The organism is Corynebacterium hylobatis (genome assembly GCF_003955685.1).
GTDB classification, from domain to species: domain Bacteria; phylum Actinomycetota; class Actinomycetes; order Mycobacteriales; family Mycobacteriaceae; genus Corynebacterium; species Corynebacterium hylobatis.
Genome location: NZ_RXHJ01000002.1, coordinates 81,364 through 101,890, shown reverse-complemented (window position 1 = coordinate 101,890; position 20,527 = coordinate 81,364). Strand labels below are relative to the sequence as shown.

The following is a 20,527-nucleotide window of genomic DNA, read 5'->3' as shown; positions in this document are numbered from 1 at the left end:
CCGGGGATTCAGAGCTGCTTCAGGTCCCTGACCGCCGGCCCCTCCAGGAGGGTGCCGTCAGCGGCGAAACGGGAGCCGTGCAGTGGGCAGTCCCAGGAGGCTTCCGCGTCGTTCCAGGCCAGGGTGCCACCCATGTGCGGGCAGACCAGGGAGACCCGGCAGGACCGGCCGTCGATGAAGGATTCGCCGACGAGGTGGGTGCCCTCCCGGAAGACCACGGCTCCGCTGTCCTCCGTGGAGGAGCCGTCGGGTGCGTTACCGCGCGTGTCCCCGGTGCCGGTGACCGCGCGGGCCAGGTTGGTGATCTCGGTGGTCGGTACCGCGGCCTGCGTGGTGGCGGTGGTCTTCACTGTGCCCAGGACCGAGGGGCTACCGAAGCTGAGCCGCGGTTCCCGGCCCAGCAGCAGATCGATCATCTGCATCGCCGCTGCGGGGGCGGCGGCGAGTCCCCATTTGCTGTAGCCGCCGGCGAAGAATACCCGGCCCCCGCCCCAGCTGAGGGCCTCGACGTGCGGGACCATACCGACGGGGTGGTAATCCTGCGCCGACCACGTGTGGGTGAGCGTCACCCCGGGGAAGTGCTCCGTGGCCCACCGGGTCAGCGCCGCGACGTGTTCGGCGGTGGAGCCGGTTTCCCCGGTGCGGTGGCCCTGTCCGCCCACGAGCAGCCTGGTCATCCCGTCGTGTTCATAGGTGCGCAGGGAGTAGGTGGGGGATTCCGCGGAGATGAACATGCCCGCCGGGATCTCCGTGCCGGGGGCGGGTTCGAAGGCGCACAGGTAGGAGCGCTGGGGCACCAGCTCCATCGTCGTGGTCCGCTTGTCCAGGATCGGGGTGGCCGTGGCCAGCACCACCTGCCGCGCGGTGAGCACGCCGGCGGTGGTGGTCAGTTCCACCTGCCCGTCATCCGCCTGGACCTCCGTGACCCGCGCGTGTTCGGTGACGGTGCCACCGGTCGCCGCCACCTCGCGGACCAGGGCGGCCAGCAGGTGGGCCGGGTTGAGCTGGAGCTGGTCGGGCAGCTCCACTGCGGCGTGGGCGGGGAAAGGGACCGGGAGGGTGTCGCTCAGGATGGTGGGCAGCCCCAGATCCTGGGCTGCCTGGTGCTCCTGCTCCACCTGCGTGACGCCCTCCTCCGTTGCGGCGAAGGTGACGGCCGGGACCGCCTGCGTGTCCACACCGTGGGCGCGGCAGAATTCCCGCAGCCAGTCGAGGCCGGCCCGGTTGGCCGCCAGATAGTCCGCCGCGAGGTCCCGGTCGTGGGTCTGCGTCAGCGAGGACAACCGGGTGCCCTGCAGCAGCGTGGCCTTGGCGGTGGTCGCCCCGCTGGCCCCCGCGCCGGCCTCACGGGCCTCGAGAACGGCGACGCTGAGTCCCTCCCGGGCGGCCAGCAGAGCGGTGACCAGTCCGGTGAGTCCGGCCCCGACCACCGTGACGTCCACCTGCCCGTCGGGCAGGGGAGAGGTGGGGTAGTCGGGGGCGTCCTCATGCCAGATCGGGTGGGTGTTCTGCCTGCTCATGATCGGTATCCTTCCGTTGTCTCCGGCGGCCTCAGGCGTGGGGGTCCAGGACCACCTTGATGCAGCCGTCGGTCTTCTTCTGGAACATCTCGTAGGCCTCCGGCGCCTGGTCGATGGGGAGGCGGTGGGTGACCAGATCCTCGGTGCCCAACGGATCGTCGGGGTCCTCCACCAGGGGCAGCACGTCATCCATCCAGGCCTTGACGTTGGCCTGGCCCATGCGCAGTTGGATCTGCTTGTCGAAGAGCGTGAGCATCGGCAGGGGACTGGCCTGGCCGCCGTAGACCCCGCTCAGGGAGACCGTGCCGCCGCGGCGCACCAGATCGATGGAGGAGTAGAGTGCGGCCAGGCGGTCGACACCGGCGTGCTCCATCAGGGCACGCCCCGCGGCGTCGGGGAGCATCCCCACGGCGGTGTGCGCGGCCTTGGCGATGGGCGAACCGTGGGCCTCCATGCCCACCGCGTCGACGACCCCGTCCGGACCGCGGCCCTGGGTGAGCTCCCGGATGTGGTCGTTGGTGTCCCCGGTGGTGTCGAAGACCTCGACACCGTGGCGGGCGGCCATCGCGCGGCGTTCCGGCACCGGGTCGATGCCGAAGACCCGGGCACCCAGGTGTCGGCCGATACGGGCGGCCATCTGGCCGATGGGGCCCAGACCGATGATCGCCAGGGTGTCACCGCGGCCGACCCCGGCGTACTGCACGGCCTGCCAGGCCGTGGGGATGACGTCGCTGAGAAAGAGATAACGGTGGTCGGGGAGTTCCTCACCTATCTTGACCGGACCGAAATTGGCATGGGGTACCCGCAGGTACTGCGCCTGCGCGCCAGGGACGGAGCCGTAGAGACGGGAGTAGCCGAACAGCCGGGCACCGGAATCCTGGTCCCTCACCTGGGTGGTCTCGCACTGGGAGTACAGCGAACGGTCGCACATCCAGCAGGAGCCGCAGGCGATGGCGAAGGGCACGACCACGCGGTCACCGACGCTGAGGTTGGAGGCCGGGCCAGCCTCGACAACCCGACCCATGGGTTCGTGGCCGATGATGTCTCCCTCATCCATGAATGGGCCGAGAACCTCGTAGAGGTGGAGGTCTGAGCCGCAGATGGCGGTGGAGGTGACCTCGATGATCGCGTCATTGTCCTCCTGGAGGACAGGGTCGGGGACGCTGTCCACGCTGACTTTCCGCTTGCCTTGCCAGGTGACTGCCTTCATTGGTTGCTCCTTGATGCTGGTCGGAATGTGGTGGTCAGGGGTGGAGCGTCAGGGTGACTGGTCGGTGACGGTTGCCTGCATGAGTGCCTGGAGCAGCTCCAGGGCACGCTGGCGTGCCTGGGCGAGAACCTCCTCCGGTTCGCCGGTGTAGTGGTGCAGCTCCGCGCGGGTGGTACCGCGCACGTGGGCGGCGATCCAGGTGGTACCGGGTTCCTGGCCCTCCTGACTGCCGGGGCCACCGCAGCCGGAGAGTGCGACTGTGGCGTCGGCGGTCATGAGCTTCGCGACGCCCGCCGCCATCGCGGTCACCGCCTCCTCGGTGATCACGGGCTGCCCCTCGGGTACACCGAGGACCTCGTATTTGATGCGGGTCTGGTAGCTGACCACGCTGCCGGCGAACCATTCGGAGGAGTCCTCCGCCGCGGCGAGGTCGGTGCCCACCTGGCCGCCGGTGAGGGACTCGGCGGTGGCCACGGTGAATCCGTGCTCCAGCGCCAGGGCGGCGATGGCCTCGGCCATCTTCTCCGCGGCGGCATGGGCGGGGGCGGTGGCCTGCCGGGATGCATCGTTCACTGCTTCACCACCTAATCCCAGAAGATCTCACGGTCATCGCGCAGGGCCCGGCTGCGGGCGTAGGCGTGCACCTTGCCGAGGGTGTCGAGCATGCCCTGGGTGTCCTCGATGAGGCGGCTGAAGACCTCGGCGTCCAGTCCGAGTTCATCCGCGTGCTCGTGCAGCGTCTCCCAGAGCCCGATCTGCCCCTGGACCCCGGAACTCATCAGCTCGCTCTCCAGCAGCATCGTCATCGGGGACCGTTCCAGGAGTCGGCCGTTGAGCTTGAGTCGGCCGACCCGCTCCGTGGCCCATGCCGCTGCCTGCCGGTAGGGGCGACGTGCGAAACCGAGGTCGTCGATGAGGTTGCGCAGGAACTCCCGGTTGGCGCGGATACCCTCGGCCAGGCCGGCCAGATCGGCGTAGACGGGGGTGTCCACGAAATCGGCGGCCATCCGTTCGATTCGGTTGGTGCCGGCGGTGGCACCGGTGAGGTGGTCGGACAGGTACAGGCTCATGAGGTCCTTGGTCAGGTCCTCCGGCAGCTCTTCGCTGCCGCCCTGCGGGGCGGCACCCTGTCCCGCGTGGGCGCCGACACCGGCCGGCTCCTGGAGGGGGTGGACGATGCGATCATCCTTCTTCCGGGGCACCAGCGGTGGGGAGGGCAGACCCGTGCCGGCGACCATACCCTCGAACAACTCCCGGAAAGCGTCCACAGCGGAGACCCGGGCCTGCCAACCCAGTTCCGCCCGGGCCCGGGAACTGTCCAGGAGGGGCAGCTGCATGGCCATGTCCAGCCAACCGGCATCGGCGGGGACCAGGCCCGATTTATGTGCGGTGATCAGCGCCGCGCGGACCACCGTCGGGGGGATGAGCATGAAGTGTCCGTGGTCGACGATGTCGGCGAAGTCCTGCGGGGTGATGAGGTCATCAGCGGCAATGTTGAAGGCGCCGGGTAATTTCCGGACCACGGCAGCAGCGTAGGCCCGGCCGGCATCATCTGCGTGCACACCCTGCATGAGCAGGCCCTTCGGGAGCGTCAGGGCGGGCAACCTGCCCATCTTCAACGCCTGTACAGGCACCGCGCCGCCCACGAAATAACGCTGGATCTCAGAGGCCGCGTCCCCCTGGAAAGTGAAGGCCGAGCGCAGACGGGTGACAGTGATCTCCGGGTGCGCTGCGGCAAAGGCATCCAGGACGTGCTCCTGTGCGACCTTGTCCACGCTGTAGTGCGAGGAGTCGACGCCTCCGGTGGGGAAACTCTCGTCGCGCAGCGGTGGGGAGTCCGCAGAGGAACGGGCCTCATCGGGGGAGTAGGCGCCGACCGAGGAGGCCGCCACCAGGTGCGGCACCCCTGCCCGGGCGACCGCCTCGGTGACCCGCCGGGTCCCCTCGACATTGACGCGGCGCAGCAGTTCGCGCTGGTCGTTGGGCTGGATGAGCCAGGCGAGGTGGATGACGGCGTCGGCCCCCTCGAAGATCGCGCTCAGCTCGGTGACGGTCGCCTCAGCGGCGCTGGCGGCCGCGATGTCGACCGAGTGCCATTCGCAGTCCTTATAGGGTTCGACGCCCGTCTCGGGCAGGCGTCGGGCGATGCCGACAATCGAGGTGACCTCGGGTGTCTCATGGAGGGCCCGCAGGGTGCCGGTGCCCACGTTTCCGGTGGCGCCGATGACGACAACTTTCATGGTTTACACTCCAGATCTCGGGGTGGGCTGATAACTCCGAGGAAACTGGAGAATCCGCCTGTTTTCAAGGGGATTACCTGTCGTTGCTGCTCAGCGCAGTAGCGGATGCTTATGGTTGGCGTGATCTGCCTCACGCGCGGGCGTCGGATGCTTCCCGGGTGCCGGGCAGGCTCAGAGAATCTCCTCGATCGCCTCGGTCGGGCGGGCTAGGCGCACACCCTTGTCGGTGACCACGAAGGGCCGCTCAATCAGGCGCGGGTGGGCGACCATCGCGGCGAGCAGTTCCTCATCCGGCGTCTCCGGGGAGAGGCCGAGTTCCTTATACTCGGTCTCCTTCGTGCGGATGGCGTCGTGGACGGTGATGCCGGCGGCGTCGACAAGCTCGCGGAGCTTCTCGACGCTCGGCGGGGTGTCCAGATACCGGATGATCTCCGGCTCGATCCCCCTCTCCCGCAGCTTCTCGAGGGCCTGGCGGGACTTGGAGCAACGTGGGTTGTGGTAGATGGTCGTCATGTCACAACCCTAGCGTCGGCTCAGTAGTTCGCGGGCGGATCACTGGCGGGGAAGGACTCCTGGCCCCACTCCTCCGCCAGCTGCTGCTTCTGCTCGCGGTTCTCCTTGCCCGGGTTCTCCGGGTGGTTATGGGTAAAAGGCTTATCTTCCGGGAACTCCCAGGTGTAGCCCTTCTCGGCGTCATCCTTGCTATCCATGGTGCGTCCTTTCAGTCAGGCTCAAACAGTGAATTGAGTACTGCGAGCGACGGACGGTCCCGGGCGGAGACTGCGGTACTTCCTGCCGGGACTGTACGCGGTGCTCACATTCGAGCCTACCTCGCTTTGTGTCCCGGGACACACCTATTCGGCGGGGATCATCTCCACGCTGTCGGCCCAGGTCAGTTCGATACCGAGGGTGCGCAGCCACTCCATGGCGTCATCGTGGTGGCGGGTGATGCCCTCCACGGCGGTGAGGGTGGTCTCGATGGCCCGCTCTGCGTCGGCGGCGGTGATCAGGCCGGCGGAGGTTGCGGCGGCCAGTTCATCAATGTCCTGGACGTCGACGGGTTCGCCGGTGACGGAGACGAGGTCGACGTAGAGGTCGCGGGTGGACCACACCCCGTCCTCGACGTGGATGTCGGCGACATCGAAGTAGAAGTCCTGGCGCTCATCGACACCCTCCCGGAAATGGAAGATGTTGGCGCGCAGCCCCAGCTCCGGCAGCAGCCACGACTCGAGATAGCCGAAACGCGGGTGGTTCGCACCGCGGGCCATGTAGAGGCCGAAGTCAGTGACCCGGAAGGTGTCCACCTGTCGGGGGTGGCCCTTCGGGTCGATGTTGACCCGTTCAGCGGTGTTGAAGGTTTCCTGTTTGACCGGATGCAGATCAGCAGCCATGCCTGTCACCTCGCATCAATGATCGCAGCGGTGGGGATGAAGCTGCAGGTGGCGTCCTCGGTGCGGACGTCACCGGAGACGATTGCCACGACGGTGCCCTGGCCGGTGTCTGCGGTGCCGGAGAGGGTGGCCGGGCCATCCGGGTTGATGCCGTGGTAACCCAGCGGGGTCACGCCCTGCCGCAGGGTGTTGAGGTTGAACCAGGTGACGTTCATCCCGCCCTGCTCTGCGGTGGCGGGGGCGGTGCCCAGCGCGGTGAAGACGAAGGCGGTCTGGCCTGCGGCGGCACCCGGTGCGGGGATCTCCGCCGGACCGGGGACGGCGATGGCGCTGCCCACGGCGTCGAGTTCGCCGCCGATGCAGGAGCCGGAGACCGTCGGCCAGTAGAACTGGGTGAAGGTCGGGGCATCCTCGGGAAGCTCCGGACCGCCGTCGCCGTTCACACCGCTGGTGAAGGCCAGTGCGGAGAGGATGGCGTTGCGCAGGTCTGCGGGCATCCACGGCTGGTTGGCAAGGTCCCGGACCTGGGCCTGGGTCTGTGGGGTGGGTCTGCCGAGTTCGTCGAGCGGGCCCTGGATGGAGGTGCCCGGGATGGTCACCGCCCGGGCGGCGGGGGTCGCGGGGCTGAGACTGAGGCCCAGGGCGGTGACGGTTGTCAGGGCGACGGCGGCGGCGGCCGTCCGGACGGTGGTCCTACGCGCTCTGGGTCCCACTGGCAGGCCTTCTTTCATTGCACTCAAAGCAGCGTGACGGTGCGGCTGCCGACCTCCCGGCACGACAGTCACATCTGTCACATTGGTAACAGTAGTTTCGTTACATAACAGTATTCACTTGCGTGAGGCAGTCAACCGGAATGGCGTTATCCGCAGAGTAAGTGCCACCCATGCCTGCTACTTGATGTTTCGCTGAACGACATCTTTTCGTTACATAAGACGACAGTGGCCCGCTGACCTGCGCGAACGCTGCGTCCGGGGGTGGGTGTCCCAGTGGTGGCGGGCCAGGGAAGGGTGCGTGCTGCGGGGGTGGCGGGGCGGCGGCAAGCGGGCGCTGGACAGGGGGGAAGGCTCCGGCCCGGCGGAAGGGGGTGGTCACCCCCGGCCCACGGCCCGGCGTGACCTCGGGAGCTCGATGGTGCGATACCCGCTTAATACGAGTATCGTCGACTGCTGTTCACCATCGCGTGCCCGGTGACCGCCGGCCGCGATCCCTTGTTATAGGAGCAGCCCACTCGTGTCCCATCCTGAGTTCCGCAACGTCGCCATCGTCGCTCACGTCGATCACGGCAAAACCACCCTCGTCAACTCCATGCTTGAGCAGTCCGGCGTGTTCGACGACCACGGTGGCGTCACCGACCGCGTGATGGACTCCGGTGATCTCGAGCGCGAGAAGGGCATCACCATCCTGGCCAAGAACACCGCCGTGCGCCGCAAGGGGGGCGGCAAGGACGGCCGTGATCTCATCATCAACGTCATCGACACCCCCGGTCACGCCGACTTCGGTGGCGAGGTCGAGCGCGCACTGTCCATGGTCGACGGCGTCGTCCTGCTGGTCGACGCCTCCGAAGGTCCCCTCCCGCAGACCCGCTTCGTCCTGGGCAAGGCCCTGGCCGCGAAGATGCCGGTGATCATCCTGGTCAACAAGACTGACCGTGCGGACGCCCGCATCGACGAGGTCGTCTCTGACGCCCAGGACCTGCTGCTGGAGCTGGCCTCCTCCCTCGAGGACGAGGAGGCCGCTGCAGCCGCCGAGACCTTGCTCGACCTGCCGGTCCTCTACGCCTCCGGCCGTGAGGGCAAGGCCTCCACCGAGAACCCGGGCAACGGCAACGCGCCGGACGCCGAGGACCTCCAGGCACTGTTCGACGTCATCTACAACGTCCTCCCGGAGCCCTCCGCCGAGCTCGACGCCCCGCTGCAGGCCCATGTCACCAACCTGGACTCATCTTCCTTCCTGGGTCGTATCGGCCTGGTGCGGGTCCACGCCGGTTCCCTGAAGAAGGGGCAGCAGGTCGCCTGGATCCACTACGACGACGAGGGCAACCAGCACACCAAGACCGTCAAGATTGCTGAGCTGCTGCGCACCGTCGGTGTGACCCGTCAGCCTACCGACGAGGTCATCGCCGGTGACATCGCCGCGATTTCCGGCATCGACGAGATCATGATCGGCGACACCCTCGCGGACGTGGAGAACCCGGTGGCTCTGCCCCGGATCTCCGTCGACGAGCCGGCCATCTCCATGACCATCGGTGTCAACACCTCGCCGCTCGCCGGCCGTGGCGGCGGTGACAAGCTCACCGCCCGCATGGTCAAGGCCCGCCTGGACAACGAGCTCATCGGTAACGTGTCCCTGCGCGTCCTGCCGACCGAGCGTCCCGACACCTGGGAGGTGCAGGGCCGAGGCGAGATGGCGCTGTCCATCCTGGTGGAAACCATGCGCCGCGAAGGCTTCGAGCTGACCGTGGGTAAGCCGCAGGTGGTCACCCAGACCATCGACGGCAAGATCCACGAGCCCTACGAGCACATGATCATCGACGTGCCCTCTGAGCACCAGGGTGCCGTCACCCAGCTCATGGCCGCCCGCAAGGGCCAGATGACCAGCATGGACAGCGGTTCCGGTGACTGGGTGCGCATGGAGTTCGACGTGCCCGCCCGGGGCCTCATCGGCTTCCGCACCACCTTCATGACCGAGACCCGCGGCACCGGCATCGCCAACTCCTACGGCATCGAGGCACGTCCCTGGGCCGGCGAGATCAAGGGCCGCTCCTCGGGTTCCCTGGTCGCCGATCGCTCGGGCAAGATCACGGCCTTCGCCGTTCAGGGACTGGCCGACCGCGGTTCCTTCTTCGTCGAGCCGGGCACCGAGGCCTACGAGGGTATGGTCGTCGGCGCGAACAACCGCGACGAGGACATGGACGTCAACATCACCAAGGAGAAGAAGCTGACCAACATGCGTGCGGCCAGCGCCGACACCACGGTCACCCTCTCCAAGGCCCACACCCTCTCCCTGGATGAGGCCATGGAGTTCTGTGGCCAGGACGAGTGCGTCGAGGTCACCCCCGACATCCTCCGCGTCCGCAAACTCCACCTCAGTGCCACCGAGCGCGCCCGCGCGCGTTCCCGCGAGAAGGCCCTCAACAAGTAGTAGGTTGGCTGGCGTGATCAACACCAGCCCCCTCCGCAGCCCCGTCGGTGTCGCCATCATGTTCGGCACCAACGGGGCTGTGTTCTCTTCTGTCCTGCCCTGGTACCCCACCCTCAAACAGCAGTGGGGGCTGGACGACCTGGCCTTCGGCCTCATCGTGGCCTGTTTTGCCGCAGGTTCCCTGCTGTCCACGGTGCTGCCCTCACTCGCGGTCAACCGTTTCGGCCCACGTCCGGTGGTTTTCTGGGGCACGGTCTTCCTGGCCCTGCTGGTCGCCGGCATCGGCTGGGCACCGTCCGGTCTGCTGTTGGCTGGCCTGCTGCTGGGCATCGGGCTTCTCGACGCTGTCATCGACGTCTCCCAGAACGTCGCCGGCGTGCGCGTGGAGGCCCGGGCCGGACGCTCCATCCTGTCCGCCATGCACGCCTGCTGGTCAATGGGGGCGGTCCTCGGCGGCATCGGCGGGACCGCCGCCGCCAGCCTGGGCTGGGACATCCGCGCCCACCTGGCGCTCGTCGCCACAGTGGTCATCGCCGCCGTCGCCGTCGGGGTGTGGTTGACGGGGCCGGTGCCGGCGCCGGGCACGGCACCGGAGCAGGCGGATGGGGCGGGCGTCGATAAGCGTCGGCCCCTCGGCCGGATCATGCTGCTCACCCTGCCGGTGGCGCTGCTGGCCACCGCCGGGACGATGGTCGAGGACATCGCAAACAACTGGGCCGGACTGTCCTCGGTGGAGCTGGCCGGGGTGGAGGTCGGCAATGCGGGCGTGGCCTTCACAGTGGTACTCGCCGCGCAGATGGTGGGCCGGTTCACCGGCGACCGGCTCATCGACCGTTTCGGCCGCGTCGCCGTCGCCCGGGCCGGCGGCCTGCTCATCGGACTGGGCGGCCTGGGGGTGGTCACCGCGACCGGCCCGGCGCTGCTCTACGCGGGCTACGTCCTCGTCGGTTTCGGCTGCGCCACGCTCGTACCCAGTGCCTTTGCTGCCGCCGCCCGCCTACCCGGCATGACCGAGGGCGCCGGGGTGACCGCGGTGAGCTGGATGATGCGCATCGGCTTCCTGGCCACCAGTCCGGTGCTCGGGGCACTGTCGGCGGCCACCGGTCTGCGCTGGGCGCTGCTGCTGCTCGTGGTCTCCGGTGTGGTGGTCACGCTGTCCGCCCCGGCGCTGCGGAATCGGCCCCAGGCCGCCGCTGGTACATAATCGACTCTGTGAAATTCCGTCTCCTCCCCGCCGTCCTCTTCGCGGCGACGCTGACCGCCTGCGCCGCCAACCCCGGCCCTCCTCCCGTGGAGGACCCGGCCCCCGGCCCGGAGACCACCACCTCAGGTACCGCACCCACCACCACGCCGCCCTCGCGGGCGGAGGCGGTCATCAACGTCGGCGTCGACCCGCTGCCGGCCGGCTTCAACCCGCACATGCAGTCGGACGACTCCACCCTCACCCGCTCCCTGGCTGCCCTGGTCCTGCCGAGCGCGTTCCGTTCCGGGGAGATGGACCCGGACCTGCTGGTCTCCGCTGGACCTGTCGAACCCGCCCCGGAGGCGGCGGGCGCGGCCGCCGCGACCGTCGCCCAGACCATCCGCTACGTCATCTCGCCGGAGGCCCAGTGGTCGGACGGGACCCCCATCACGGGCGCGGACTTCCGCTACCTCTGGCAGGGCATGATCACGACACCGGGTGTCATCGGCTCGGCCGGTTACCGGGAGATCACCGCGATCCGCATCAGTGCGGACGGGCGCACGGTGGAGGTGGACTTCGCCACCCCGGTCGCCGACTGGCAGGGGCTGTTCCGCCACCTGCTGCCCAGCCACCTGCTGCAGGGCGATGCCGGGGACTTCGCCGAGGCCTTCATCAATGATCTTCCGGCCTCCGGTGGCCGCTACATGGTGGGCAACGTCGACCGTTCCCGCGGCGTGGTGGCCATCAACCGCAACGACCGTTTCTGGGGTGCCGACCCGGTGGCGACCGACCGGGTGACCTTCCGGGAGATCCGTTCCGTCACCCAGGGGGTGGAGCAGTTGCGCACCGGGCAGATCAGCTTCCTGGACATCACTCCGGCGGAGACCTCCGTGGAGGCCTATTCCCTCATGCTGGACACGCAGGTGCGCACCCTCGACCAGCCGCGCCAGCTCACCCTCATGATGTCGACGACATCGCCGCTGCTGGCGGAGCACGCCGTGCGGGCCGAACTGCATTCGCTTCTCGACGTCCCCCTCATCGCCCGCCTCGCCGCCGGTCGCTCCGCGGACCTCAACGTGCCCCCGCACCTGCCCGCGCGCAGCCCCGAGCAGGGCCCACCCGAGCTGCTGCCCGGCCTGACGGGGGAGGAGGGACGCCCGCTGCGCCTGGGGGTGGACTCCGCCGACGACACCGCCCTCGCCGCCGCCCGCACCATCGTGGATCTGCTCTCCCACTCCGGCATCGTCGCCGAGGTCACCACCACCGATCTGGCCGACCTCACCGGCAACCTTCTTCCGGCGGGCCAGGTGGACGCCGTCATCGCCTGGGAGAGCAGCGCGGGGGCGCCCCTGGAGCTGTCGGGGCAGTGGCTGTGCCCACCTGCCCCGGAGTCCCCGCGGGCGGGCAACCTGGCCGGCTACTGCACCCCGGAGACCGACGGCATGGCCCGGGCGTTGCTCAGCGGTGAGGTCGGGGCGCAGGAGGCGCAGGACTTCTTCGCGGCGGAGAACACCCGCGAACATGTCCGCGTCCCGTTGCTGGGGGAACGGCGTGTGCTGGTCCTGGGAGAAGGTATCGTAGGTCCAGACCCTGACCTTGACAACTGGACCGCCGGCATCTCGACGGTCGCAAGCTGGAGGAAACAATGACCACCCGGGATCTTGTCGGCTACCGTGTCGTCGCGGTGCACGCGCACCCTGACGATGAGGCCATCACCACCGGCGGCTCCCTGTCCGATCTCGCCCGCCGCGGCGCGGACGTGCTGGTGGTCACCTGCACGCTGGGCGAGGAGGGTGAGGTCATCGGGGAGCCCTTCGCACATCTGACCAACGACCACGCCGACCAGCTCGGCGGTTTCCGCATCGGCGAACTCAGCCGCGCCCTGGCCATCCTCGGTGTCCGCGGCTGCTTTCTCGGCGGTGCCGGCCGCTTCCGGGACTCCGGCATGGCCGGCAGCCCCGCCCACGGGAACCCGCGGGCCTTCGTCAACTCCGGCCGGGCGGCCGTCGACCTGCTCGTGGACATCCTCGCGGCGGAACGCCCACACCTGCTCATCACCTACGGACCCGACGGCGGTTACGGCCACCCCGACCACATCCGGGCCCACGAGATCACCCACGCCGCGGCCAAACGTGTCGACGTTCCGCGCATCCTGTGGACCGTCAGCGATCACGCCGAGACCACCGCCGGGGTGGAGGCCATCACCCGCGTGCCGGAGGGCTGGTCCCTGCCGGACGCCACCTACCTGGCCAACGCCACCTCCCGCGGCCATGATGTGGCGGTGGAGCTTGATGACGCCGCCCTGGCGGCCAAGCGCGAGGCCATGCGGGCACATGCCACGCAGATCTGGTTCGCCGACGGTTCGGTCTCCATGACCAACCCGGAGGCTGCCTGGGGGCAGGGCCGTCACCCGGTGTGGGCCCTGTCGAACCTCCTGGCCCAGCCGCTGCTGTCCCGCGAGCACTACCAGCTGGGTGCCGGGGATCTGCCGGAGGCGGACCTGCTCGGTGGTCCCGGACTGCTCGACGGCATCCCGCTGGAGGGGAACGGGGAGAATTCATGAGCGGGGAGCGGATTGTCCGCACCGACTTCAGCCGCGGGGAGGCGGTCGGGGGGCTGGTGTGGCTGTCGGTCGCAGCCCTGATCGCGGTGCTGCTCCAGGTGGTCTACCTGGGTACCTGGGTGACCCTGCCCGGTGGCTTCCGCGTGGCGGTGCCGTACACGATCGTCCTGGCCTTCCTGTTCAACATGGTGCTCACCCGCACCGCGAAGCTGTGGAGCTCGCGGCCGGCGTTCGCGGCCGTGCCGTTGTATGCGTGGCTCGCGGGTTTCCTGCTGCTGCTCTCGGGGGTCGTGGTCACCGGGGACCAGTTGGTCGGCGATAATATTCGCACTGTTCTGCTGCTTTTCGCAGGTGTGGCGGGCGGCGTTTGGCCGCTGGTACGCGGGAAGTGACATACTGGACCGCGATATTCGTTTTCCCTGCCAGGAGTACCTTCCCCATGACCTACATCATTGCCCAGCCCTGTGTGGACGTCCTCGACCGCTCGTGCGTTGAGGAGTGTCCGGTCGACTGCATCTATGAAGGTAAGCGCATGCTCTACATCCACCCGGATGAGTGCGTGGACTGCGGTGCCTGCGAGCCGGCCTGCCCCGTGGAGGCCATCTTCTACGAGGACGACGTCCCGGAGGAGTGGGACCAGTACTACGACGCCAACGTCGCATTCTTCGATGACCTCGGTTCCCCGGGTGGTGCCGCCAAGACAGGCCCCCAGGACTTCGACCACGCCTTCGTGGCCGCCCTGCCGCCGCAGAACCAGGAATAACCGATGGCACGCACGCCCCTGGGGGCCCGTCTGCCCGATTTCCCCTGGGACACCCTGGACGCGGCCAGGGAGCGGGCGCAGGCGCACCCGGACGGCATCGTGAACCTGTCGGTGGGCACGCCCGTCGACGCGGTCGCCCCGGGCATCCAGCTGGCGCTGGCGGAGGCCGCCGCGGAGCCCGGCTACCCGCCGACCATGGGTACCCCGCAGCTGCGTTCCGCGATCGTCGCGGCGCTCGGCCGCCGCTACAACATGACCGGCATGGAGCCGGATGCGGTGCTGCCGGTGATCGGCACCAAGGAAGCCATCGCGCAGCTGCCCAGCCTGCTGGGCATCCGCGAAGGTTTCGTGGTCATCCCGGAGATCGCCTACCCGACCTATGAGGTCGCCGCGCTGTTGGGGAACAACCGTGTCCTGCGCGCCGATTCCCTGCTGAAGATCGGACCCGAACGCCCCGACCTGCTCTTCCTCAACTCGCCGTCGAACCCGACGGGCAAGGTCCTCGGCGTCGACCACCTGCGCAAGGTCGTCGGCTGGGCCCGCGAGCGCGGCGTCATCGTCGCCTCCGACGAGTGTTACCTGGGCCTGGGCTGGGACGATGACAACGAGCCGGTGTCCATTCTCGACCCGCGGGTCTGCGACGGTGACCACACCGGCCTGATCGCCATCCACTCACTGTCGAAGACCTCCAACCTGGCCAGCTACCGCGGGGGCTACCTCGCCGGTGACCCGGAGCTCATCGCTGAGCTGCTGGAGGTGCGCAAACACTCCGGCCTCATGGTGCCGGGCCCCATCCAGGCCGCCATGGTCGTCGCGCTGGAGGACGATGAGCAGGAGGCAGCCCAGAAGCTGCGCTATGCACGCCGCCGTGCAGTGCTGCTGCGCGCGCTGGTGCAGGCCGGTTTCACCGTCGACGACTCCGAGGCCGGCCTCTACCTGTGGGCCACCCGCGGTGAGGACTGCCGCGCCACCGTCGACGCTCTCGCGGAGCTGGGCATCCTCGTCGCCCCCGGAGATTTCTACGGCCCGCGCGGGAAACAGCACATCCGCATGGCGTTGACCGGCACCGACGAGCGTGTCGACGCCGCCGCCCAGCGCCTCGCCACCCTTGGCTGAGGCTTCCCGCCCACCGATTCCCGCGCGGGAGGGGATCTCCCCGCAGCGGGTCGTCCTGCGCGGTGTGGTCCCCGCCGACCGCCCCTACTGGGCCGGTTCGGCGGGGGACTCGCCCTTCGCCTTCGGGCAGCTGCTGGACCCGGGTACGACGCTGGACCGGCCGGTGCCCGCCTGGTTCCACCCGGAGATCGCACCGGAACCCCCCATCCCCTTCACCCACACGGTGATCCATGAGGACGCCGACCTCATCGTGGTGGACAAGCCGGGCTTCGTGGCGTCGACAAGTAACGGCCGCATCGTCCGCGAGACGGTGCAGACCCGGCTGCGCGTCGCCTACGGCGAGGACGACATCGTGCCCCTGCACCGCCTCGACCGGCTGACCTCCGGGGTGCTGGTCTGTTCGCGGCGACGTGAGAGCCGCGGTACCTACCAGCGGCTCTTCCAGGACCGGCTGGTGGACAAGACCTACCGTGCCCGGGTGCACGGCCAGGTCACGGTGGGGGAGGACTGGCGGCTGGTGGAGCTGCCGATGTGCAAGAGGCGCGGTGAGCGGCAGGTGCAGGTGGTGGACGGGGGTGTCGGTACCCGGACCTGGCTGCGCCGGCTCAGCGCCGATGAGGTGGAGGTGCGTCCCGTCACCGGCCACACCCACCAGATCCGGGTGGTGCTCCACCACCTGGGCATGCCGATCGTCGGCGACGACACCTATCCCGTCGACCGCGGGCTCACCCTGTACGACTTCCACTCACCCCTGCAGCTGCGCGCCGTCTCCCTGGCCTTCGATGACCCCCTCAGCGGGCGACGACGAGTCTTCGAGGTTCCCGCCAGCGCCGGGGGTTAGACTGAAATGTCCACCAGCAGCCGATGTGAAAGAGGTTCCGTGAGTTCCACAGACACACGGGGCAGGGACCGGACCTTGGCCCGATTCCGCTCAACCGCCCAGCAGTTCCTCATGTTCGGTCTCGTCGGCGGCTCCGGCACGCTGGTCAACCTCGCCGTGAGCGTTCTGGCGAAGAAGATCGCCGGCTGGACCGCCGGGATCTCCGAGCATGACGTCTTCCTCAACCTGCTCGGCACCAACTACAACATCCGCTGGTTCAACGTCTTCATGGCCATCGCCTTCCTGGTGGCCAACACGTGGAACTACCAGCTCAACCGCAGCTGGACCTTCCGCGGTTACCCGCAGCGCAGCTGGTGGCGCGGTTTCTTCCCCTTCCTGTTCACCGGTATCGGGGCGTTCCTGGTCAGCCAGATCGTGGCCACCCTGCTGATGAACCCGACTTCCCCCATCGCACTGTCCCCGGAGATCTTCGACGACTCCACGGGCCTCCGCACCAAGTTCTACTGGGCGACCGCCATCTCCATCATCGTGGCCATGCCGGTGAACTTCCTCGTGAACAAGTTCTGGACCTTCCGCGGGCCGAAGACCCGGGTGGTCAAGGCGGCAACACCGGAGTAGTACGGGTGTTCGGCTTCCGGGGGTTGACAGGGGTTGTGGTGGGGCTATAGTCGAACGTGTAGGCGAAAGCGGTTGGGGAACGCTTGAGGGGGGTACATGTCGACGCAACAACACACCGCGGCGCTGGTCGCCCAGATCGAGGCCGGCATCACCGGCCTGAGCGAGCTCATGTCCGATCCCGGCAGCGTGGCCTTCGAGGAGGTCGCCGACTCCTTCGAGGAACTCGAACGCGTCCTCAACGCCAAGGCGCTTATCGACGCCGCCTTCGCCTGGCTCGCCGACACCTCCCCGGCCGCCGGCCGCCGGGCAGGATCCTCCCGGGGACTCGACTATCTGCTGCAGAACCTCGGCCTGTCAAAGCGGGAGGCCGCCGCCCGGCTGCGCACCGGCCACAACCTCTTCACCCGGCCGGATCCACCACCGCCACCTGAGCCGGAGCCGGATGCGCCCGAAGGGACGGAGGAGGAACGTAGCGCCCGGGAGCAGGCCGAACGGGAGCGGCTGGAGAGGGAACGTCGCGAACAGGAGGAGGCCAGCCGCCGGGCTGAGGAGCAGTCCGCCGAGATGCTGCGCATCATCGACCGGGAACTCGAGCACCTCAACGAACACGCCGATCCCGGCTGCGCCGAGCTGTACAGTCTTGCCCTGGCGCAGGCCGAACACCGCCGACCCGAGGATCTGCGCGCCTGGCTGCGTGACAGGGTCACCCGCGCCAACGAGGCCGGCATACCCGACCTGCTGGCCGCATACCGCAAGCGGTACCTCAGGGTGGGGGAGCCCGACAAGGACGGGGGCAGACGTATCGACGGCTACCTGCCGGCCGCGGACGCCGCGAAGCTCATCGCCGCCCTGGCCCCCGGCCTGCGTGCGGGCGCCAACCTGGCCGATCCGACGGGGGAGGACGAGCGGAAACTGTCCCAGCGGGCCGTCGACCAGCTCTCCGTGCTCCTCGACCGGCATCTGGCCAACCAGTCCGCCGCCAGTCGTTACGGCGTCGGATCGGTGATCTTCTCCGTCACCGCGGAGGACGTGGCGGAGCTGTCGGTGCACTCGGGTTTCCGCACCAACACCGGCGACGAACTCAACCTGGTGGACATCCTGCGGCTGGGTACGGCCCAGCATGACGTGGTGGTGCTCCACGACACCGACGGCCAGCCGCTCGCGCTGGGCCGCGGGCACCGGCACGCCAGCTTCTTCCAGCGGGTGGCGCTCTTCGCCGCCCAGGGGGTGTGCGCCTGCCCCGACTGCACCACCGCAGCGATCCACGGCGACGTCCACCACCTGCGGGCCTGGGAACACGGCGGGGCGACAGACCTGGCGAACCTGACGCTGGTGTGCCGACCCCACCACGCCGACAACGACGACTCACGCACCGGGGCGGGCGGGAAGGGCCACCTGGACCGCTGCCCCACCACCGGGCGGGTGGGCAGGCGGGCAGGGCCCGGCCAACCGCTGAAATTCAACACCACCCACGCCCAGGATCGTTCGGCGGGGGCCAGGATCCGGGGGCGGCGGGTACGCGCACCTGACGGCGGTTAGTGGGGGTGCCTAGTTGTGGTGGAGTGCCCCGTTGAGATCCACCTGGCGGGACTCCACCGGGGTCGCCTCGACGGCACCGTTGAGGGAGTTGCGGCGGTACAGGATGTTGTCCGCGCCGGAGAGCTCGGCCGCCTTGATGCGGGTGCCGTTGTCCACATCCGCGATCCGGGCCGCGTCACCGAAGACCGATACCTTGGTGCCGGCAGTGACGTAGAGGCCTGCCTCGACGATGCAGTTGTCGCCGAGGGAGATGCCGATGCCGGAGTTCGCACCGAGGAGGCAGCGCTCGCCGATGGAGATGACCTCCTTGCCACCACCGGACAGGGTGCCCATCACGGAGGCACCGCCGCCGATGTCGGTGCCCTTACCGATGACCACACCCGAGGACAGGCGGCCCTCAACCATGGCGTCACCCAGGGTGCCGGCGTTGTAGTTGACGAAACCTTCGTGCATGACGGTGGTGCCCTCCGCGAGGTGGGCGCCGAGACGGACCCGGTCGGCGTCGGCGATGCGCACCCCGGAGGGCACGACGTAGTCGACCATGCGGGGGAATTTGTCCACGGAGTAGACGGTGACCGGCCCGCGGGCGGTGAGACGCCCGCGGACCATCTGGAAGTCAGCGACGGCGCAGGGACCGTAGTTGGTCCACACCACGTTGGCGAGCAGATCGTACACACCGGTCAGGTTCACCTGGTGGGGGCGGACCAGTCGGTGGGAGAGGAGGTGCAGACGCAGGTAGGCGTCGTAGGCGTCGACGGGGGCCTCCGAGAGGGAGGCGAGGGAGGTGGTCACCGCGATGCGGGCGACACCCCGGTCCTCATCGGGGCCGACGAGTGCGGCGAACTGCTGCGGGGTCTGGTCCAGATGCTCTGTGCCGGAGGACAGTGGATCATCCGAGAGCCTCGGGGCGGGGAACCAGACGTCGAGGACGGTTCCCGCATGCGTGATGGTGGCCAGTCCGCGCGCAGTAGCAGAAGTCATGCCCGAGAGGTTACCCGACCCTGCATCCATCGGCTCACATAGGCGAGAGCGACGAGTCCACCGAAGATGACGGCCACGGAGATGACCTGGGGGCGTGCCGCGGCGTCGAAGAGCATCAGCAGCACGAGCGCCCAGAGGGCGATCATGGTGGCCCAGCCGAGCCACGGCCAGCCCCACATCCGGACGGTGGAGATTTCGCCGAGGCGCTCCAGCTCGGGGTGCAGGCGCAGGTAGGAGGCGGTGATCATGATCCAGATGACGATGAGGCAGCCGCCGACGGCGTTGAGCAGGAAGGCGAGCAGGCCCTCGGGGTTCCAGTACTGCAGGCCCACGGAGGCGAAGGCGAAGACCATGGACAGCACGACCGCATTGATGGGCACGGACTCGCGGTTGGTCACCCCGAAGATGCGGGGAGCATCACGGTCCAGGGCCAGGGAGTGCACCAGCCGGGAGGTGGCGTAGATCTGTGCGTTGAAGGCGGAGAGCAGCGCCAGGACGATGACCGCCTCCATGAATCCGACGACACCGGGCAGGTTGGCCATGGCCAGGACCGCGGTGAAGGGGGAGTCTGCGGCGGTTTCGGCGGCACCGAGCTGGTCGAAGGGCAGCAGGAAGGTGATCACCAGGACGGAGCCGATGTAGAAGACGGAGATGCGCCAGATGACGGAGCGCACGGCGACAGCGATGGCGGTCTGCGGGTTCTCCGATTCGGCGGCCGCGATGGTCACCAGTTCGATGCCGCCGAAGGCGAAGGCGACGGCGAGCATGCCGGCGGCCAGGCCCGGCCAGCCGTTGGGCATGAAGCCGTGGTCACCGATGAAGTTGTCCAGGCCGATGAAGGTGGTGCCGGGCAGCAGCCCGAAGATGAGGGCGGCGCCGACGATGAGGAAGCCGATGATGACGGCGACCTTGATGAAGGCGAACCAGAACTCGAATTCGCCGAAGCCGCGGACGTGGGCGAAGTTGACCACAGCGAAGAAGACGACCGCCACGAGTGCGGGTATCCAGGGGTCGACGCCGAACCAGGCGCCCATGATGGCGGCGGCGCCGGTCATCTCGGCACCCATGACCATGACCAGCATGAACCAGTAGAGCCAGCCGAGGGAGAATCCGGCCCAGTGGCCGAAGGCCTGCCGGCTGTAGGTGGAGAAGGAGCCTGAGGAGGGGCGGGCGGCGGCCATCTCGCCGAGCATCTCCATCACCATGACCACGATCGCACCGGCGGCCATGTAGGCGAGCAGGACGGCGGGGCCGGCGGTGCGGATGCCCACTCCGGTGCCCAGAAAGAGGCCGGCGCCGATGGCGGAGCCGAGTCCCATCATGGTGAGGTGGCGGGTCTTGAGCCCCGATCCGAGTCGGGTCTGTTGCGCTGATCCGTTGGTCATATCGTTAGACGTTATCCCTCGCCGGGGGAGTGGCGG

The 20,527-nt window shown here is 68.6% G+C and carries 20 protein-coding genes; 10 read left to right on the top strand and 10 right to left on the bottom strand.

All coding sequences use genetic code 11. The annotated features are described in order from the left end of the window. Window positions 1–8: 8 nt before the first annotated feature. The 8 genes from EAH68_RS01705 to EAH68_RS01675 all read right to left on the bottom strand — a co-directional run bounded on the left by EAH68_RS01705 (window position 9) and on the right by EAH68_RS01675 (window position 7,092). On the bottom strand, window positions 9–1,520 hold the full coding sequence (locus EAH68_RS01705) for an FAD-dependent oxidoreductase (protein WP_126119594.1): 1,512 nt from the start codon (window positions 1,518–1,520) through the stop codon (window positions 9–11). Window positions 1,521–1,551: 31 nt separating this feature from the next. Continuing rightward, window positions 1,552–2,730 carry a zinc-dependent alcohol dehydrogenase gene (locus EAH68_RS01700; RefSeq protein ID WP_126119593.1) on the bottom strand — a complete coding sequence of 393 codons (1,179 nt, stop codon included), beginning with the start codon at window positions 2,728–2,730 and terminating at the stop codon, window positions 1,552–1,554. A 48-nt stretch (window positions 2,731–2,778) separates the two neighbouring features. Next, the gene (locus tag EAH68_RS01695; RefSeq protein ID WP_241228235.1) at window positions 2,779–3,303 is read right to left on the bottom strand and encodes a CinA family protein; all 525 of its coding nucleotides are present in this window, start codon (window positions 3,301–3,303) and stop codon (window positions 2,779–2,781) included. An 11-nt stretch (window positions 3,304–3,314) separates the two neighbouring features. Further along, entirely contained in the window at window positions 3,315–4,970 is a 1,656-nt protein-coding gene (locus EAH68_RS01690) for an NAD-dependent epimerase/dehydratase family protein (protein ID WP_126119592.1), read from the bottom strand. Window positions 4,971–5,141: 171 nt separating this feature from the next. Continuing rightward, complete coding sequence (gene arsC, locus EAH68_RS01685) at window positions 5,142–5,483, bottom strand: arsenate reductase (glutaredoxin) (protein ID WP_126119591.1); 342 nt, start codon at window positions 5,481–5,483, stop codon at window positions 5,142–5,144. A gap of 20 nt (window positions 5,484–5,503) precedes the next feature. After that, window positions 5,504–5,680 (bottom strand): hypothetical protein, encoded by a 177-nt coding sequence (locus tag EAH68_RS14685; RefSeq protein WP_164546370.1) that lies wholly within the window; start codon window positions 5,678–5,680, stop codon window positions 5,504–5,506. A 144-nt stretch (window positions 5,681–5,824) separates the two neighbouring features. Further along, entirely contained in the window at window positions 5,825–6,361 is a 537-nt protein-coding gene (locus tag EAH68_RS01680) for a ribonuclease FAU-1 family protein (RefSeq protein WP_126119590.1), read from the bottom strand. 5 nt (window positions 6,362–6,366) lie between these two features. Continuing rightward, entirely contained in the window at window positions 6,367–7,092 is a 726-nt protein-coding gene (locus EAH68_RS01675) for an Rv1157c family protein (protein ID WP_126119589.1), read from the bottom strand. A 499-nt stretch (window positions 7,093–7,591) separates the two neighbouring features. Here EAH68_RS01675 and typA point away from each other — a divergent pair, with 499 nt between their 5' ends. The 10 genes from typA to EAH68_RS01625 all read left to right on the top strand — a co-directional run bounded on the left by typA (window position 7,592) and on the right by EAH68_RS01625 (window position 18,125). Next, a complete protein-coding gene (gene typA, locus EAH68_RS01670) occupies window positions 7,592–9,502 on the top strand; it encodes a translational GTPase TypA (protein ID WP_126119588.1) in 1,911 nt (636 codons plus the stop codon). Between the two features lie 13 nt (window positions 9,503–9,515). Further along, window positions 9,516–10,706 carry an MFS transporter gene (locus EAH68_RS01665; protein ID WP_369408295.1) on the top strand — a complete coding sequence of 397 codons (1,191 nt, stop codon included), beginning with the start codon at window positions 9,516–9,518 and terminating at the stop codon, window positions 10,704–10,706. 8 nt (window positions 10,707–10,714) lie between these two features. Next, window positions 10,715–12,334: an ABC transporter family substrate-binding protein gene (locus EAH68_RS01660; RefSeq protein WP_126119587.1), complete on the top strand. Its 1,620-nt coding sequence runs from the start codon at window positions 10,715–10,717 to the stop codon at window positions 12,332–12,334. Next, window positions 12,331–13,248, top strand: a complete 918-nt coding sequence (mshB, locus tag EAH68_RS01655) for an N-acetyl-1-D-myo-inositol-2-amino-2-deoxy-alpha-D-glucopyranoside deacetylase (RefSeq protein WP_126119586.1) — start codon at window positions 12,331–12,333, stop codon at window positions 13,246–13,248. The genes EAH68_RS01660 and mshB overlap by 4 nt, the downstream gene beginning before the upstream one ends. Next, the gene (locus EAH68_RS01650; RefSeq protein WP_126119585.1) at window positions 13,245–13,640 is read left to right on the top strand and encodes a hypothetical protein; all 396 of its coding nucleotides are present in this window, start codon (window positions 13,245–13,247) and stop codon (window positions 13,638–13,640) included. The genes mshB and EAH68_RS01650 overlap by 4 nt, the downstream gene beginning before the upstream one ends. Before the next feature lie 47 nt (window positions 13,641–13,687). Beyond that, window positions 13,688–14,011, top strand: coding sequence for a ferredoxin (gene fdxA / locus EAH68_RS01645; protein ID WP_126119584.1), 324 nt, complete (start codon window positions 13,688–13,690; stop codon window positions 14,009–14,011). A gap of 3 nt (window positions 14,012–14,014) precedes the next feature. After that, on the top strand, window positions 14,015–15,127 hold the full coding sequence (gene dapC, locus EAH68_RS01640) for a succinyldiaminopimelate transaminase (protein ID WP_126119583.1): 1,113 nt from the start codon (window positions 14,015–14,017) through the stop codon (window positions 15,125–15,127). Next, window positions 15,120–15,968, top strand: a complete 849-nt coding sequence (locus EAH68_RS01635) for a pseudouridine synthase (RefSeq protein WP_241228233.1) — start codon at window positions 15,120–15,122, stop codon at window positions 15,966–15,968. Before dapC ends, EAH68_RS01635 begins: the two co-directional genes overlap by 8 nt. Before the next feature lie 111 nt (window positions 15,969–16,079). After that, a complete protein-coding gene (locus EAH68_RS01630; protein WP_241228249.1) occupies window positions 16,080–16,586 on the top strand; it encodes a GtrA family protein in 507 nt (168 codons plus the stop codon). A 96-nt stretch (window positions 16,587–16,682) separates the two neighbouring features. Beyond that, on the top strand, window positions 16,683–18,125 hold the full coding sequence (locus EAH68_RS01625; protein WP_126119581.1) for an HNH endonuclease signature motif containing protein: 1,443 nt from the start codon (window positions 16,683–16,685) through the stop codon (window positions 18,123–18,125). Window positions 18,126–18,134: 9 nt separating this feature from the next. Here the strand turns inward: EAH68_RS01625 and dapD are convergent, their stop codons facing one another. Further along, the gene (gene dapD, locus EAH68_RS01620; protein WP_126119580.1) at window positions 18,135–19,106 is read right to left on the bottom strand and encodes a 2,3,4,5-tetrahydropyridine-2,6-dicarboxylate N-succinyltransferase; all 972 of its coding nucleotides are present in this window, start codon (window positions 19,104–19,106) and stop codon (window positions 18,135–18,137) included. Next, a complete protein-coding gene (locus tag EAH68_RS01615; RefSeq protein ID WP_126119579.1) occupies window positions 19,103–20,491 on the bottom strand; it encodes an amino acid permease in 1,389 nt (462 codons plus the stop codon). Before EAH68_RS01615 ends, dapD begins: the two co-directional genes overlap by 4 nt. Between the last annotated feature and the right edge of the window lie 36 nt (window positions 20,492–20,527).